Annotated in this window: 16 protein-coding genes and 1 pseudogene; 13 read left to right on the top strand and 4 right to left on the bottom strand. The window is 49.1% G+C overall.

Annotated elements, in window-relative coordinates:
* Nucleotides 1–17: 17 nt before the first annotated feature.
* Nucleotides 18–722: a two-component system response regulator OmpR gene (gene ompR / locus UNDYM_RS13845; RefSeq protein ID WP_162044625.1), complete on the bottom strand. Its 705-nt coding sequence runs from the start codon at nucleotides 720–722 to the stop codon at nucleotides 18–20.
* Nucleotides 723–813: 91 nt separating this feature from the next.
* On the opposite strand from ompR, the gene UNDYM_RS13840 reads away from it, so the two are divergent.
* Entirely contained in the window at nucleotides 814–1,380 is a 567-nt protein-coding gene (locus tag UNDYM_RS13840) for a hypothetical protein (protein ID WP_162041558.1), read from the top strand.
* 36 nt (nucleotides 1,381–1,416) lie between these two features.
* On the opposite strand, the pseudogene smpB reads toward UNDYM_RS13840, so the two are convergent.
* Nucleotides 1,417–1,865, bottom strand: a pseudogene (gene smpB, locus UNDYM_RS13835) (SsrA-binding protein SmpB).
* 111 nt (nucleotides 1,866–1,976) lie between these two features.
* Here smpB and UNDYM_RS13830 point away from each other — a divergent pair.
* Together UNDYM_RS13830 and UNDYM_RS13825 are read left to right on the top strand one after the other, a co-directional pair.
* Nucleotides 1,977–2,408 carry a type II toxin-antitoxin system RatA family toxin gene (locus UNDYM_RS13830; protein ID WP_162044623.1) on the top strand — a complete coding sequence of 144 codons (432 nt, stop codon included), beginning with the start codon at nucleotides 1,977–1,979 and terminating at the stop codon, nucleotides 2,406–2,408.
* The gene (locus UNDYM_RS13825) at nucleotides 2,401–2,697 is read left to right on the top strand and encodes an RnfH family protein (protein WP_162041557.1); all 297 of its coding nucleotides are present in this window, start codon (nucleotides 2,401–2,403) and stop codon (nucleotides 2,695–2,697) included. The genes UNDYM_RS13830 and UNDYM_RS13825 overlap by 8 nt, the downstream gene beginning before the upstream one ends.
* A gap of 140 nt (nucleotides 2,698–2,837) precedes the next feature.
* Here UNDYM_RS13825 and UNDYM_RS13820 read toward each other — a convergent pair whose 3' ends face one another.
* Nucleotides 2,838–3,173, bottom strand: a complete 336-nt coding sequence (locus UNDYM_RS13820) for a DUF4124 domain-containing protein (protein WP_232064067.1) — start codon at nucleotides 3,171–3,173, stop codon at nucleotides 2,838–2,840.
* Nucleotides 3,174–3,320: 147 nt separating this feature from the next.
* On the opposite strand from UNDYM_RS13820, the gene guaB reads away from it, so the two are divergent.
* From guaB to UNDYM_RS13775, 9 genes are all read left to right on the top strand, one after another.
* A complete protein-coding gene (gene guaB / locus UNDYM_RS13815) occupies nucleotides 3,321–4,781 on the top strand; it encodes an IMP dehydrogenase (protein ID WP_162041556.1) in 1,461 nt (486 codons plus the stop codon).
* Between the two features lie 55 nt (nucleotides 4,782–4,836).
* Nucleotides 4,837–5,511, top strand: a complete 675-nt coding sequence (locus UNDYM_RS13810; protein ID WP_162041555.1) for a GAF domain-containing protein — start codon at nucleotides 4,837–4,839, stop codon at nucleotides 5,509–5,511.
* Entirely contained in the window at nucleotides 5,456–5,887 is a 432-nt protein-coding gene (locus tag UNDYM_RS13805) for a GGDEF domain-containing protein (protein WP_232064066.1), read from the top strand. Before UNDYM_RS13810 ends, UNDYM_RS13805 begins: the two co-directional genes overlap by 56 nt.
* Nucleotides 5,888–5,890: 3 nt before the next feature.
* On the top strand, nucleotides 5,891–7,483 hold the full coding sequence (gene guaA / locus UNDYM_RS13800) for a glutamine-hydrolyzing GMP synthase (protein WP_162041553.1): 1,593 nt from the start codon (nucleotides 5,891–5,893) through the stop codon (nucleotides 7,481–7,483).
* Between the two features lie 570 nt (nucleotides 7,484–8,053).
* Complete coding sequence (locus UNDYM_RS13795; protein WP_162041552.1) at nucleotides 8,054–9,022, top strand: heme-binding protein; 969 nt, start codon at nucleotides 8,054–8,056, stop codon at nucleotides 9,020–9,022.
* A 300-nt stretch (nucleotides 9,023–9,322) separates the two neighbouring features.
* Complete coding sequence (gene queE, locus UNDYM_RS13790) at nucleotides 9,323–9,958, top strand: 7-carboxy-7-deazaguanine synthase (RefSeq protein ID WP_162041551.1); 636 nt, start codon at nucleotides 9,323–9,325, stop codon at nucleotides 9,956–9,958.
* A gap of 6 nt (nucleotides 9,959–9,964) precedes the next feature.
* The gene (queD, locus tag UNDYM_RS13785; RefSeq protein ID WP_110253669.1) at nucleotides 9,965–10,408 is read left to right on the top strand and encodes a 6-carboxytetrahydropterin synthase QueD; all 444 of its coding nucleotides are present in this window, start codon (nucleotides 9,965–9,967) and stop codon (nucleotides 10,406–10,408) included.
* Nucleotides 10,408–10,968 (top strand): tRNA adenosine(34) deaminase TadA, encoded by a 561-nt coding sequence (gene tadA / locus UNDYM_RS13780; protein ID WP_162041550.1) that lies wholly within the window; start codon nucleotides 10,408–10,410, stop codon nucleotides 10,966–10,968. Before queD ends, tadA begins: the two co-directional genes overlap by 1 nt.
* An 8-nt stretch (nucleotides 10,969–10,976) precedes the next feature.
* Nucleotides 10,977–11,882, top strand: coding sequence for an LD-carboxypeptidase (locus UNDYM_RS13775; RefSeq protein WP_162041549.1), 906 nt, complete (start codon nucleotides 10,977–10,979; stop codon nucleotides 11,880–11,882).
* A 66-nt stretch (nucleotides 11,883–11,948) separates the two neighbouring features.
* Here UNDYM_RS13775 and UNDYM_RS13770 read toward each other — a convergent pair whose 3' ends face one another.
* The gene (locus UNDYM_RS13770) at nucleotides 11,949–13,613 is read right to left on the bottom strand and encodes an MFS transporter (RefSeq protein ID WP_162041548.1); all 1,665 of its coding nucleotides are present in this window, start codon (nucleotides 13,611–13,613) and stop codon (nucleotides 11,949–11,951) included.
* A 408-nt stretch (nucleotides 13,614–14,021) separates the two neighbouring features.
* Between UNDYM_RS13770 and UNDYM_RS13765 the strand changes: the two genes are divergently transcribed.
* Nucleotides 14,022–15,200, top strand: coding sequence for an acetyl-CoA C-acyltransferase (locus tag UNDYM_RS13765; RefSeq protein WP_162041547.1), 1,179 nt, complete (start codon nucleotides 14,022–14,024; stop codon nucleotides 15,198–15,200).
* Nucleotides 15,201–15,237: the final 37 nt, after the last annotated feature.

The raw sequence follows: 15,237 nt of genomic DNA, 5'->3' as shown, positions 1-15,237 counted from the left end.
TAAAAATAGCCCGGATATCAATGTGATTGGCCATCAGGAATAAACACATAGCCCAGCCCCCATACTGTTTGTATGTAAAGTGGATTGCTGGGATCTGGTTCTATCAGTTTGCGCAGACGTGAAATTTGTACGTCCAGGCTGCGGTCAAATACTTCATACTCGCGACCTCTTGCCAGTTCCATGAGCTTTTCCCTCGAAAGTGGTTGGCGGGCATGACGGGCGAAGACTTTCAATACTGAAAATTCACCTGTAGTAAGTGAAATATTGTCATCATTTTTTTTCAGCGTACGGGTGCCGAGATCAAGGACAAAGTCACCAAAGGCAAAAGTCTGTGGGCCGTCGGAAGGTGCACCTGGCAATTCGTCCGGAGCTTTACGCCTCAACACGGCATTGATGCGGGCAACCAGTTCGCGTGGGCTGAATGGTTTAGGCAGGTAATCGTCTGCACCCATTTCTAGCCCAATGATGCGATCGACTTCTTCGCCTTTGGCGGTCAGCATGATGATGGGTGTTTTGTCGCCGGCACCGCGCAGGCGGCGGCAGATGGCCAGGCCATCCTCGCCAGGCAACATGAGATCCAGCACCAGCATGTCGTAGCGTTCACGTATCCAGAGCTTGTTCATGGCCTGTGCATTTTCTGCACTGACGACTTGAAAACCTTGTTCTGTCAGATAGCGGCGCAACAAATCGCGCAAACGCAGGTCATCATCAACCACTAGAATCTTAGCCTTGGGGTTGCTGGAATTGTTATTTGTGGAGTCTGGGGTAGGGGCGTCGTGTTCATGGGCTTAATAGTACTGTCATAGAGTGAGCTTGCAAACAAAATTAATATTCTGGATTACAAACTGTTACACACTTTACGGAATGGGACTGCGCAATTCATGTGGCTATCGTAAACTAAATTCATACAAATTGATGCTGGTAAGGCACAGCCATTTGCACTTAGAATTGCAATCCATTTATATCTTTTTGCTTGCCTCACCGGTTTTGCTTGCAAGGCCATTTGTTTTCAAGTCGATGAATATACCGTACAAAGAAATTTCTGTCCTGCTCTTGTCACTGATCGTGACTGCTGGGGCTATGGCGGATAATAAAGGTAATGGTGGTTCGGCACTATGGGGGCGATTTAATAACGGCAATGTCCAGCAAAAAAATGACGCAGCGCGCAAAGAAGAGAAACAGCGCGAGCGACAACTTAATAAACAGGCTGAAAAAAACAGCTTGCTTGAACGCTGTAATGACGCTCGCCATATTGGCGAACGCGCTTGTGGCAGTGCTGAGGATAGCAAAAAAGCTGGTCGTCTCACGCCAGAAGAAAAGCGCGCCCTGCGTCGCCAGATTCAGGATGTCGGGCACGAACTATATCGCCCAGCCCGCTAAATCTTTCCATATCCTTTCCCAAATTCTCAACAGATATCAGCGCCTGTTTTGCTTCATTATTTTCTGTTGCTCGCGCTGCCAGTCTTTTTCTTTCTCAGTATCGCGCTTGTCGTGCTGCTTTTTACCCTTGGCGAGGCCGACCTGACATTTGATCCGCCCCTTGGTGAAATGCAGGTTCAGCGGCACCATGGTGTAGCCAGAACGCTCCACTTTGCCTATCAGTTTGCTGATTTCTGCCGCATTTAACAATAATTTACGTGTGCGCACAGAGTCCGGGTGAATATGGGTAGAGGCCGTCGGCAAGGCGCCAATATGCGCGCCAAACAGGAAAATTTCGCCATTCTTGACGATGACATAGGCTTCTTTCAACTGCGCACGGCCCGCGCGTATGGCTTTGACTTCCCAGCCTTGCAGGACGATGCCAGCTTCGTATTGTTCCTCGATAAAATAATCGTGGAATGCTTTTTTTTATCTGCGATGCTCATGTAGGATGAAAATTGGTCAAATTAGAGTGCGGAAATGCATGAATGCATTTTGGTACTGCTTATGACTCGGTTAAAATGCGAACCTGTGATTCTACCAAATGGTTCTTCTTGATGGCAGTTGTACATAAAACAGTTTTCGTAGCTTACAGCACTGAGCAGATGTTTGCTCTGGTTGATCAAGTGGAAAATTATCCTAAATTTCTGCCATGGTGTGGCGAGGTAAGGGTGGCAGAGCGTACCGATCATGAGCTGGTTGCCACGCTTGCTATTAATTATCATGGTTTAAAACAGCATTTTACGACGCGTAATAGTAATAAACGCCCGCATTCTATTGAGATGAGTCTGGTTGAGGGACCATTCAAGCAATTATCGGGTTGCTGGAAGTTTACTGAGTTGCGCGCAGATGCCTGCAAAATTGAATTTGAACTTAACTATGAATTTTCCAGCAAATTGCTGGAGCATTTGATAGGTCCTGTTTTCTCCAAGATCGCCAATAGTTTTGTCGATTCTTTTTGCGCCCGTGCCGAGACATTATATGGTTGAGCAAATCAATATGATTGTCCAGGTCTGCTATGCCGGACTGGATAGGACCAGTTTACTGGATGTCCAGGTGCCTCTGTATGCCACGGTTCTGCAGGTGATACAGCAAAGTGGCATTGTTCAAGCGCATCCTGAGATTGATGTCAGCGTTCTCAAGGTAGGTGTTTTTGGCAAACTTAAGGCACTTGATAGTCAATTGCACGCAGGGGACAGGATAGAGATCTATCGCCCCCTTGTTGCAGATCCCATGGAGGCGCGCAGGCGCAGGGCTAAAAAACAGGCAGAGACCTGATTTTCTGCTATTTGCAATCAGCCAGAGCTTTTTTTGCTGTATCCAGCTCTTGTTGACGCTCAGCATCCGATAAAAAACTACGTTCGCCATTTTTGTCAGTGCGGCTCAGGCGAGCGCCAGAATTCAGCGACTGTTGATAATTACGGGCTCTTTCGCAATTTTTGCCTTGTCGTCAGCTGCAGTTTTTTCTTGTTCTGCCTTCTTGTCTTTTTCGGCTTGCTCGGCACGGCGTTTGTTGAATCTTCGTTCTTGGTCGCCAACGTTACGGGTTTTTCGAGCTTGGGCGCGGCCTGACTGGCAGAAGCTGCTTTGTCATCTGCTGCTGGTGCCTGGGCAGCCTTGGCACCACCTGGCGCTTTGAGGATTTTATCCTTGGGCACGGATTTCGGTGGTGGCAGGTCTGAGAACTGCTTATTGCCTTTATCATCAATCCACACATATTGCGCATGAGCGACGGCGCAGAATGCTAAAGACATTAAAAGTGCAGCGCCTGATCGTGATATTCGTAAGATAGACATAATTTGCTTTCAAGAAAAACATGGGATTATGCAAGAGTTTTACACGGAGCAAGACGACTTCGCAAGTTTTCTGTATAATTCGGTTTTGCGCCTATAGGAAATACTATGCGTTTACTCCAAAAAGCACTCACGTTCGATGACGTGCTACTCGTCCCTGCATACTCGAACATACTCCCTAAAGATACCTCACTTGCGACCAAATTGACTCGCAACATCAATCTGAATATCCCTCTGGTATCAGCTGCGATGGATACAGTCACTGAAGCGCGCCTGGCTATTGCCATGGCTCAAGAAGGTGGTATCGGTATTATCCACAAAAACTTGACGGCAAAAGAGCAAGCCCGCGAAGTTGCCAAGGTCAAACGTTTTGAGTCCGGTGTATTGCGTGATCCTATCACCATCCCGCCGAACATGAAAATTCGCGAAGTCATTGCCCTGTCTCAACAACACGGCATCAGCGGTTTCCCGGTCGTAGAAGGCAAGACGGTTGTTGGTATTATTACCAACCGCGATTTGCGTTTCGAAGAAGAACTGGACGCAGAAGCGCGCGCCAAAATGACGCCACGTGAAAAACTCGTCTGTGTCAATGAAACAGCAGATCTGGCAGAAGCCAAGCGCTTGATGAACAAGCACCGCCTGGAGCGTGTACTGGTCGTCAATGAGGCATTTGAGCTGCGCGGTCTGATTACTGTCAAAGATATCCAAAAATCAACAGAGCATCCTTTTGCATCCAAAGATGATCAGGGTAAATTGCGCGTAGGCGCAGCAGTTGGTGTAGGCCCCGATAATGAAGAGCGCATAGACTTGCTGGCAAAAGCTGGTGTCGATGTTATCGTTGTTGATACAGCCCATGGTCATTCCAAAGGCGTGCTGGACCGTGTGCGTTGGGTGAAAACCAATTATCCGCATATTGAAGTCATAGGCGGCAATATCGCTACTGCAGCAGCTGCCCTGGCCCTGGTTGAACATGGCGCGGATGCAGTCAAGGTTGGCATAGGCCCAGGTTCTATTTGCACGACACGTATTGTTGCCGGTGTTGGCGTACCACAGATTACTGCAATAGCCAATGTAGCCAATGCGCTCAAGGGCACTGGTGTACCTTGTATCGCTGACGGCGGCGTGCGTTTTTCCGGTGATGTTTCCAAAGCTCTTGCTGCTGGCGCATCTACTGTCATGATGGGCAGCATGTTTGCCGGTACTGAAGAAGCGCCAGGTGAGGTTATCCTGTTCCAGGGCCGTAGCTATAAGTCTTATCGCGGCATGGGTAGTCTGGGTGCGATGGCCGATGGCTCTGCTGACCGTTATTTCCAGGACGCGGCCAATAATGCCGACAAACTGGTGCCTGAAGGTATCGAAGGACGTGTTCCTTATAAAGGTAGCGTGCTGGCCATCCTGTATCAACTGGTAGGTGGTGTACGTTCTTCCATGGGTTATTGTGGCTGCGCGACAATAGACGATTTGCATACCAAATCTGAATTTGTTGAAATCACCTCGGCAGGCATGCGTGAATCACATGTGCATGATGTGCAAATCACCAAAGAAGCGCCAAATTACCGTGCTGACTAATGTTTGAAATGCGCTTGAGAAGCATGACCCGAATTGAGGACGCCTGGAGAGTGGAATGTCAACGAACCTAGATCGTTCCGGCCCATCGACAACGACACCAGTCAGTTCGGGTTTTGAGCGCATGGTTTCTGAACGGATGGAGCTGCGCCTGGGCCGCTTTGAACGACTTGGCATCAAGTTGTTTGGGGTGGCTAACTGCCTGGTCAGTTTTGGCAAGCTGGTGCCAAGGTTTGACCATCTGGTGCATTCCATTACCAATATGGAAGCCGAGTTTTGCGATTCTGTTCCACCTGCTGATGAAATCCTGGTCATACCTGACCTGCGTCTGCATGAACATCTGGGCAAGCATCCTATGGTGGCAGGCCCACCCTCCATACGTTTCTTTGCTTCTCATCCCGTTTTTGATCATGGCAACCAGTTAATCGGCAGTGTCATTCTGATCGACTATCAAAGCCGTGACCTGGATGATGAGGAAAGGCAGTCATTTGCTGATCTTGCTTCCATGGTTGAGCGCGAAATGGCTTTCAGTGCCCTTTACCAGACGCAGCTCGAAGTCATCAAACAAAACCGCAATCTCAAACGTGATTCACTGATAGACCCTTTGCTGGGCACGTGGAACAAAATCTGCCATCATCCGTTCATTGAAACTGGAGATGGAGCGCTGTGCCAAGGCCATGAAACCTTTGGCCCTGCTGATAGCCAGTGTGGATCAGATGGAACATTTGCGTGATCTGCATGGTATCGCCATCACAGACATGATACTGGTCAAGACTGTCAGCCGTATTCGCTCTTGCGTGCGTCCATTTGACGCCCTGGGGCGTTTTGGCACTGACTTGCTGCTGGTGGTATTGCCGGGTGCATCCCACCTGGTGGTTACAGCAGTAGGGGAGCGCATACGTGCTTCCGTGCTCATGCATCCTGAAAAAATGAATGATGTCGATACAGCTTTGACGATCAGTGCTGGCACCGCATCAACTGACATCTTTCCTGATGCCGAACCAGAAACTTTAATTAGCCTCGCAGAAAAAGCCCTGCTTTCCGCCAGAAATGCAGGAAACAATTGTGTTGTCCAGGCTACCCCTGCACAACCTGACATGATAATTTGATTTATGCACTCAAAAATTCTTATCCTCGATTTTGGTTCCCAGGTCACGCAACTGATCGCTCGCCGCGTTCGAGATGCTGGTGTGTTTTCTGAAGTTCATCCTTATGACGTCAGTGATGAGTTCATAAAGAACTATGGCGCTGCCGGCATTATTTTGTCTGGTGGTCCAAACAGCGTAACAGAGGGCGACACCCCTCGTGCACCTATGGCCGTATTTGAAGTCGGTGTCCCAGTGCTGGGCATTTGCTACGGCATGCAAACCATGGCAGAGCAACTTGGTGGCAAGGTTGAAAATGGCCTGGTCCGAGAATTTGGTTATGCCGAGGTCCGTGCCCGTGGCCATACAGCCCTGTTCAAGGACATCAATGACTTCGTCACGCCAGAAGGTCATGGCATGCTCAAGGTATGGATGAGTCATGGCGACAAGGTCAATGAAATGCCGCCAGGCTTTAAACTCATGGCATCTACAGACAATTGCCCTATCGCTGCCATGGCAGATGAAGAGCGCCGTTTTTATGCTGTGCAATTCCACCCTGAAGTCACGCATACATTGAAGGGTGAAGCCATCATCAGCCGTTTTGTGCACGAAATCTGCGGCTGCCAATCTGACTGGAACATGCCTGACTACATCTCCGAAGCTGTTGCGTCCATACGGGCCCAGGTTGGTGACGACGAAGTCATACTCGGTTTGTCCGGCGGTGTCGATAGCAGTGTAGCTGCTGCGCTGATACACCGCGCCATAGGCGATAAACTCACTTGCGTATTCGTCGATCACGGTCTGTTGCGTCTTGACGAAGGCAAGATGGTCATGGAAATGTTTGCCAAGAACCTCGGTGTCAAAGTCATTCATGTTGATGCGACTGCCCAATTCATGGGGCATCTCGCAGGTGTGACAGATCCGGAAGCCAAGCGCAAAATCATAGGTCGTGAATTTGTCGAAGTCTTTCAGGTTGAATCCGGCAAGTTGACCAATGCCAAATGGCTGGCGCAGGGCACGATTTACCCGGACGTTATCGAAAGCGCCGGTAAAGGTAAAAAAGGCTCGCACACCATCAAGAGCCATCACAATGTTGGTGGCTTGCCAGATACCCTGAACCTGAAATTGCTTGAACCACTGCGTGAGTTGTTCAAAGACGAGGTGCGCAAGCTGGGCGTAGCTCTGGGTCTGCCACATAGCATGGTCTATCGCCATCCTTTCCCTGGTCCTGGCCTGGGTGTACGCATACTCGGTGAAGTCAAAAAGGAATTTGCCGACTTGCTGCGCCGTGCTGACGCCATCTTCATTGAAGAATTGCGCAGCACCTTTGTCGATCCGCATGCAGAAAAACCGCAAAGCTGGTACGACGCAACGAGTCAGGCTTTTGCCGTATTCCTGCCGGTCAAGTCCGTCGGCGTCATGGGTGATGGTCGTACCTATGAATACGTGGTTGCTTTACGTGCGGTGCAAACGCAAGATTTCATGACCGCCCACTGGGCACATCTCCCGCACGAGTTATTGGGCAAAGTATCCAACCGCATCATCAACGAAGTACGTGGTATCAATCGCGTAGTCTATGACATCTCGGGCAAGCCGCCTGCGACCATAGAGTGGGAATGATTTTAGGTCTGGCAATATCAGGCAACTGAAAGCACGAAACACCCCAGAAGCCCGCGTCATTGCGGGCTTTTTGCTGCCCGGCTGGCGGGCTAATTAATGGCGGAAAAATAGCCAGATAAGGGAACTGGTGGATCAGCTTGGGATCGTTCTTGCGAAAGAAGAGTGATGTACTTGTTATTTTTGGGGAGGGCTGGTGTAGTGGTTGATGAATGTTTACGTTTTTTGCTCAGGGCCTTTTAAGCAAGAGTGCCTTGCCATATCTGGATGATGTTTTTTTTGTTCCTGTCTGGTAACAATCCGTGAAAATTCCGTTGTTTATTGTGGATATCTTTAAGTCTACTTAAAAATATAATTTAATTATTAAATTTATTATTAAAAAAGATAATTATTTGAAGTTTAAGTTGCTAAAATGATTTGCTCGCAAAAAACTCAAGTACTGAATCCAGATAGGTATTTGCTTGGGAAAACATTGTCATACAGGAAGCTTTTGCAAGGGGCTTTGACCGCAAGGGCAAGACTTCAATGACGTAGGCGGGCAATCCTACAAACAATTGCGGAAGGGAATTCACCATGCTCAGCAGCCAGCAACTTACGGCCATGAAGGCGCAAGGCCGTACTATCAGTAAAGCCAGCATTAAAGATGATGAACTTGGTCCACTTAAATTATTGGCAGGTAAGTGGCGTAACGTGAATGGCCTGGAAGGGCATGGCTGGAATATGATTGCCTTGCCATTCGTGGCACCGGCGCCAGCCAAAACAGATTTCCGGCTTTTGCTGAATCAATATAACGAAGAGCTTGACTTTACCCTGGTAGACAAAGGTGTTCCCAATCGTGGCCTGACCAAAACAGCAAATGGCCTGATCAATTCGGATCAATTCCTGGCGGCCTTGCGTTACCAGCAATCGGTAACACAAATCGCTGCGCAGGATTTCCCGGTCAGCGGCCTGGCTGGCAATCCAGGTGCTGCCATTCATTTTGAACCCGGTTTATGGTTACATATGGCGAATCAGGTCTCGACCGGTCACGATATCGCACGGTTATCAAGTGTTCCCCATGGTGACTCCGTTCTGGCATTAGGCCAGCACACTGAAGTTGCTGGTGCACCAGTAATCCGTGAAATCAATAGCTTGCCCATAGGTGTACCGCAGAGTCTCACCGACCCTTACCTGGCACCATATAGCCATTTCCATGCACAGCCTTTCCGCGGTTTGTTTGATCCTACATTGCCTAACGCTTTGCTCAATGAGGCTAACAAAGGGGTGAATATCAAGAAAACAACGATCCTGTCTGTTGATACAACGATAGAAACGGGCGGTATCCACAATATTCCTTTTGTTGTCAAGCAGGCCAACGCAGTGACGATGAAATCTACCTTCTGGATACAGGAGATTCTGGATGCCAATAACAAACCTCAGATGCGCCTGCAATATTCGCAGTTGGTGTTACTGGAGTTTTTCCCGCGCCCTGATGGAAAGGGCTTGATCCAGTGGCCGCATATCAGTATTAATACCCTGGAAAAAATACCTGACGCCCCCTGATTTTCTGAACATCGTTACAAATGAGAGCGCAAGGCAGGTTTCCTGCTTTGCGCTTTTTCTTTGCACAGCAAGGAACTATTTGTAAAAATATCAATAATTGGCGTGCTGGCATGCAAGTTCCAGACAAGTTGGGGGTAATGACCTGCTACGTGGTATCATAGTAGCCTTTTGCGTTCCAAAAACACGCTAAAATTTCATATATTGCATTTTGCTTGCAGTGTAAAAAGAGAGCGGCTTTGTCGAAAAGCCTTGCCAGTGCAGCCATTAAAGTCGCTGCTGATCATCATGCGGGAATAAGACGTGACTTATAGCGTCAAGGAAATTTTTTATACTCTTCAAGGCGAGGGCAATCATGCTGGGCGTCCGGCGGTGTTTTGCCGTTTTTCTGGCTGCAATTTGTGGTCTGGGCGCGAAGAAGACAGGGCGACGGCTGTCTGCCAGTTTTGTGATACCGATTTTGTCGGTACCAATGGTGAAGGCGGTGGCAAGTTCAAACAGGCTGAAGCGCTGGCTGCGACTATCAATGCTTTGTGGCCGGTGTCCTATACTGCAAGCAAGTACGTGGTGTTTACTGGCGGCGAACCCTTGTTGCAACTTGATGCGGCCTTGATTGAAGCAATGCACGCAGTGGGTTTTGAGATCGCCATAGAAACCAATGGTACCTTGCCTGTTCCTGATGGTGTAGATTGGATATGCGTCAGCCCAAAAATGGGATCAGAACTGGTTGTCAGAAAAGGTAGTGAGCTCAAAGTGGTGATCCCGCAGTTTGGTCAGGATATGGCTGCATACGCAAATCTTGATTTTGAACATTACTTTGTACAAGCCATGGATGGCCCTTTAAGAGACGATAATTTGCGTCTTGCAATTGAATACTGCAAACAGCATCCGCAATGGAAGCTGAGTTTGCAAACCCATAAACTATTACAGATTCCTTGAGTTTTCATGTTAACGATTACCAGAAAGTTGGAATTCGATGCAGGTCATCGTATTCCCGATCACGGCAGCCAGTGTCGCAATTTGCACGGTCACCGCTATACCCTGCAAATTACCCTGACCGGTGAGGTCGTCCAGAAAGATGGCGAGTCGGACAACGGCATGATCATGGATTTTGGTGATATCAAGGCGCTCGCCAACGAGCATCTGGTGAATCTGTGGGACCATTCCTTCATCGTCTATGAGAAGGATTACATCATCAAGAATTTCCTGGAGAAACTGCCAGGGCACAAGACGGTGGTCATTGATCGCGTGCCGACTGTAGAAAATCTGGCCAAGATCGCCTTCGATATTCTGAAGGTGGTTTATCACGGCAGGTTTGGCCGCACTTTGGAGTTGACCAAAGTCACGCTGTATGAAACTCCAAATTGCTGGGCTGAGATAGACGGATAATGGCCGACGCGCAAAATCTGCTGCCGCAAAGTGAGCAGAACCAGCAGAGCCTGCATGATATACAGTTCATGCAGGCAGCCTACCAGCAAGCCCTGCTAGCCAGAAATGAAGGCGAAGTGCCAGTAGGTGCTGTGGTCGTCAAGGATGGCTTGATCATTGCTACAGGCTATAATCGCCCCATAGGCAGACACGACCCCACCGCCCATGCAGAAATCATGGCCCTGCGCGCAGCCGCTGAGTTAATTGGCAATTACCGCCTGCCCGGATGTGAACTCTACGTTACCCTTGAACCGTGCATGATGTGCGCGGGGGCGATGATGCATGCCAGACTGGCGCGTGTTATTTATGCTGCCAGCGACCCCAAGACTGGTGTGGCCGGTTCTTTGCTGAATGTATTTGAACATGGGCAATTGAATCATCATACGCAAGTGACGGGTGGCGTGCTGGCAGACGAATGCAGCAGTATGCTCAAGGACTTTTTTGCCCACCGGCGTGCCGTGGCCGCACAAAAGAAACTTGCTGCGAGTTCTGATGTCAGTACACTTCCTATACAAGACTGAAATACATTATGCCTGGATCAAGCACGCAAACCGGAATCGCCATCATTGCCCCGAGTGGCGCACCTCTCGACGATAGCCTGATTGAGCGTGGCTTGCAGCGATTGGCCGGACAAGGTTTTAAGGTGCATAGCTACTATGATGCTGATGCCAAATTTCAACGTTTTGGAGCGATGGATGCAGAACGAGTCAGGCAAACCCATGAGGCTGCGCAAAATCCTGATGTGCAGATAGTCATGGCACTGCGTGGCAGTTATGGCATGTCAAGGCTGATGCCTTTGCTTGATTTTGATTTGCTGGCAAATAGTGGCAAGTGTTTTGTTGGCTATAGTGATTTTACCCTCGTGCATCTGGCAATGCTGGCGCGTGGCCGTACCAGTATTGCAGGCCCCATGCTGTGTGATGATTACATACGTGAGCAGCCTGTTGAATATACCTTGCAGCAGTTCCAGGCGTGTGTCAGCAATACCATGCACACAGTTGAATTTGAAACTGCTACAGAACAAGATTTGCATGTTGACGGTAAGCTATGGGGCGGTAATCTGGCCATGCTGACCCATGTCGTCGGTACACCATATTGGGCTGAAGTTGAAGGTGGCATATTGTTCCTGGAGGACATAGGCGAGCATCCTTACCGCATAGAGCGCATGCTGCTGCAACTGCATTTCGCCGGAGTGTTGAGTAAGCAAAAAGCGATCGTACTCGGGAATTTTTCTGCCTACAAACTGGCTGTTCATGACAATGGCTATGACTTCAATGCAATGCTTGCTTACATTCGTAGTGTGATCAATGTGCCTGTCATTACCGGTTTGCCGTTTGGCCACATCTCAACCCGTGCCAGCCTCGTGGTTGGCAGCGAGGCGCAATTGGATGTGGAAGTGGGACGGGCCAGCCTGGTCATGAACTACAACTTGTAGCCGCTCACAATAAAAAACGCCCGTCAACAGACGGGCGTTTTTTTCAATCGACGGTTTGCTTACTGATCAATCGGCAGCATAGATGTCATTGTCTTTGGTTTCTTTGACAAACAACAGACCGATAACGAAAGTGGCTAAGGCAATGATGATCGGATACCACAAGCCGAAGTAAATATCTCCCTTGAAGGCAACCAGAGCAAACGCTGTAGTTGGCAACAGGCCACCGAACCAGCCATTGCCGATGTGATAAGGCAAGGACATCGAGGTATAACGTATGCGTGTCGGGAACATTTCCACCAGCATGGCAGCGATAGGGCCATACACCATGGTCACATAGATGACCAGGATGATCAGCAAGACCAGTACCATAGGCTTGTTGACTTGTGCAGGATCAGCTTTGGCTGGGTAGCCTGCAGCTTTGATCGCTTCACCCAGATCTTTAGAGAAGGCCTTGTCTTTTGCGGTGGCTTCATCTTTTGGCAAGCCATTTGCATTGTAAGAAGTAATGACTTTATCGCCAACTTTGACGGATGCAATGGTTCCTGGTGCAGCTATTTCGTTTGAGTAATTGACTGAAGCGGCTGCCAGTTTTGCCTTGACGATATCGCATGAAGAGGTAAATTTCTTCGTGCCTGTCGGGTTGAACTGGAATTGGCAGTCATTTGGATCTGCCGTTACCACAACTGGTGCATTTTTCAATGCGCTTTCCAGAGCAGGATTGGCATAATGTGTGAGTGCGCCAAAAATTGGGAAATAGGTCGCAGCTGCAATCAGGCAGCCTGCCAGGATAATCGGTTTGCGGCCAATTTTATCCGAAAGAGTACCAAATACGATAAAGAATGGCGTGCCTATGACCAACGATGCTGCGATCAGAACGTTGGCAGTCGGGCCATCGACTTTGAGTGTTTGTTGCAGGAAGAACAGTGCATAGAACTGGCCTGTATACCAGACCACAGCCTGACCCGCTGTCAAACCCAGCAGAGCCAGGATAACGATCTTCAGGTTTTTCCATTGACCGAAAGATTCTGTCAATGGAGCCTTGGAAGTTTTGCCTTCAGCTTTCATTTTGGCAAAAGCAGGAGATTCGTTCATGGATAAGCGTATCCAGACTGAAATAGCCAGCAGGAAAACGGATACCAGGAAGGGAACACGCCAGCCCCAGTTGCCAAATTCTTCTTCGCCTATGGCCATACGGGTGCCCAGGATCACCATCAGCGAAAGGAACAATCCCAGTGTAGCTGTAGTCTGTATCCAGGCCGTGTAGGCGCCGCGCTTGCCATGAGGAGCATGCTCTGCAACATACGTTGCTGCGCCACCATATTCGCCACCCAATGCCAGCCCCTGCAAGATGCGCAGAGTGATCAGGATAACTGGCGCTGCAATACCTATGCTGGCATAGCTAGGCAGTAAGCCAACGCAGAAGGTCGAGCCGCCCATGATCAGGATGGTGACGAGAAAGGTATATTTGCGGCCTATCATGTCACCAAGGCGACCAAAGACCAATGCGCCGAAGGGCCGCACGATAAAGCCTGCTGCAAATGCCAGCAAGGCAAAGATGAATGCAGTATTGGGGTCAGTGCCAGCGAAGAACTGTTTTGCAATGATGGCCGCAAGTGAGCCATATAGATAAAAGTCGTACCATTCAAAGACGGTTCCCAGTGAAGACGCAAAAATAACCTTGCGTTCTTCTGCTGTCATGCCGCCTGACGTTGCGATAGGTGCTGTCGCCATGCTTGTCTCCTGTTTTATGTATATTAAGTATGCTAAAAAATGGCCGGAATCCCACTATCACATTTCCGACATAATTTTTATTGCAAGCAAAGTGTGCAAGTCGAAACTTACGGCTTGCTTGCTCGAAACTTACAGAAACTTACAAAGGCGCTATCCTGAATATGTAAAGAAGAGCAATATTGAGCACTGTAATTGCATGAAATTAATTTACGAACGGTCGTACTAAAATGTGATATTCTAGTTTTTGAGCTTGATCTATATGCTTTTACTTCAGGCAATTCGATTCAAGCAAAACAGGGCTATGGAAGTTTGTTCCTGCATGTTGATTTGCAAAGGGCAAATTACTACTTATGATGGTTATCAGCAGTTCCAGCCTGTACACATACTTATATTAATCAGGAGATCTACATGTCTGACGCAGTTATCGTATCCACCGCCCGCACTGGCCTTGCAAAATCCTGGAAGGGTGCTTTCAACATGACGCATGGTGCTACCATGGGTGGCCATGTATTGAATGCAGCCATTACCCGCGCAAAGATTGAAGCAGGCGAGGTGGAAGATGTCATCATGGGCTGTGCCACGCCAGAAGGCGCAACTGGCAGCAATATTGCTCGTCAGATCGCTTTGCGTGCAGGTTGCCCGGTAACTACTGCTGGCATGACGGTCAATCGTTTTTGCTCCTCCGGCTTGCAGACCATTGCCCTGGCAGCACAAAGAATTATTGCCGGTGAAGGCGATATCTATGCGGCAGGCGGTGTCGAGTCTATTTCTTGCGTACAAAACGAAGCCAATAGCCACATGATCGTTGAAACCTGGCTGAAGCAACACAAGCCAGAAGTCTATTGGCCCATGTTGCAAACGGCAGAAACTGTCGCCAAACGTTATGGCATCGCAAAGGAACGCCAGGACGAATATGGTGTACAAAGCCAGTTGCGCGCAGCTGCTGCACAAGCCGCGGGCCTGTTTGATGCCGAGATCGTGCCTATGACTACCACCATGGGCGTGGCTGATAAAGCGACTGGCATGCTGATCACCAAAGAAGTCACCATTTCTGCCGATGAAGGCATACGTGCAGATACGACACTCGAAGGCGTCTCCAAAATCCGTACCGCAGTGCCAGGTGGTGTGATTACTGCCGGTAACGCCAGCCAGTTTTCTGATGGCGCTTCTGTTGCTATCCTGATGAGCAGCAAATTGGCTGAGGCAAAGGGCTTGCAACCATTGGGTATTTTCCGTGGATTTGCGATCGCAGGATGCGAGCCAGATGAAATGGGTATAGGCCCGGTCTTTGCGATTCCCAAATTGTTGAAAAAAGCCGGCCTCAAAGTTGAGGACATCGGTTTGTGGGAATTGAATGAGGCATTTGCCGTACAAGTCTTGTATTGCGCAGACAAACTCGGTATCCCCATGGATAAACTGAATGTCAATGGTGGCGCAATTGCAGTGGGACATCCTTACGGCGTTTCAGGCGCACGCCTGACTGGCCATGCGCTGATCGAAGGCAAACGCCGTGGTGCAAAATATGTCGTGGTCACCATGTGTATTGGTGGCGGCCAGGGCGCTGCAGGTTTGTTTGAAGTAGTCTAAGCTGGATGCATGTTGGGTGCCCGGACCGTATGATGTT

It is taken from the genome of Undibacterium sp. YM2 (assembly GCF_009937975.1).
Lineage (GTDB): Bacteria > Pseudomonadota > Gammaproteobacteria > Burkholderiales > Burkholderiaceae_D > Undibacterium.
Note: the sequence above shows the minus strand (reverse complement) of the source record. Positions and strands in the feature narration are given on the sequence as shown.

Excerpts from the sequence above, each read along its gene's own strand:
- UNDYM_RS13770 (WP_162041548.1), bottom strand. The coding sequence starts at position 13,613 with ATGGCGACAGCACCTATCGCAACGTCAGGCGGCATGACAGCAGAAGAA.
- UNDYM_RS13805 (WP_232064066.1), top strand. The coding sequence starts at position 5,456 with ATGAAACCTTTGGCCCTGCTGATAGCCAGTGTGGATCAGATGGAACAT.
- queD (WP_110253669.1), top strand. The coding sequence starts at position 9,965 with ATGTTAACGATTACCAGAAAGTTGGAATTCGATGCAGGTCATCGTATT.
- UNDYM_RS13795 (WP_162041552.1), top strand. The coding sequence starts at position 8,054 with ATGCTCAGCAGCCAGCAACTTACGGCCATGAAGGCGCAAGGCCGTACT.
- UNDYM_RS13775 (WP_162041549.1), top strand. The coding sequence starts at position 10,977 with ATGCCTGGATCAAGCACGCAAACCGGAATCGCCATCATTGCCCCGAGT.
- UNDYM_RS13820 (WP_232064067.1), bottom strand. The coding sequence starts at position 3,173 with ATGTCTTTAGCATTCTGCGCCGTCGCTCATGCGCAATATGTGTGGATT.
- guaA (WP_162041553.1), top strand. The coding sequence starts at position 5,891 with ATGCACTCAAAAATTCTTATCCTCGATTTTGGTTCCCAGGTCACGCAA.
- tadA (WP_162041550.1), top strand. The coding sequence starts at position 10,408 with ATGGCCGACGCGCAAAATCTGCTGCCGCAAAGTGAGCAGAACCAGCAG.
- UNDYM_RS13810 (WP_162041555.1), top strand. The coding sequence starts at position 4,837 with ATGTCAACGAACCTAGATCGTTCCGGCCCATCGACAACGACACCAGTC.
- UNDYM_RS13765 (WP_162041547.1), top strand. The coding sequence starts at position 14,022 with ATGTCTGACGCAGTTATCGTATCCACCGCCCGCACTGGCCTTGCAAAA.
- UNDYM_RS13830 (WP_162044623.1), top strand. The coding sequence starts at position 1,977 with ATGGCAGTTGTACATAAAACAGTTTTCGTAGCTTACAGCACTGAGCAG.
- guaB (WP_162041556.1), top strand. The coding sequence starts at position 3,321 with ATGCGTTTACTCCAAAAAGCACTCACGTTCGATGACGTGCTACTCGTC.
- UNDYM_RS13825 (WP_162041557.1), top strand. The coding sequence starts at position 2,401 with ATGGTTGAGCAAATCAATATGATTGTCCAGGTCTGCTATGCCGGACTG.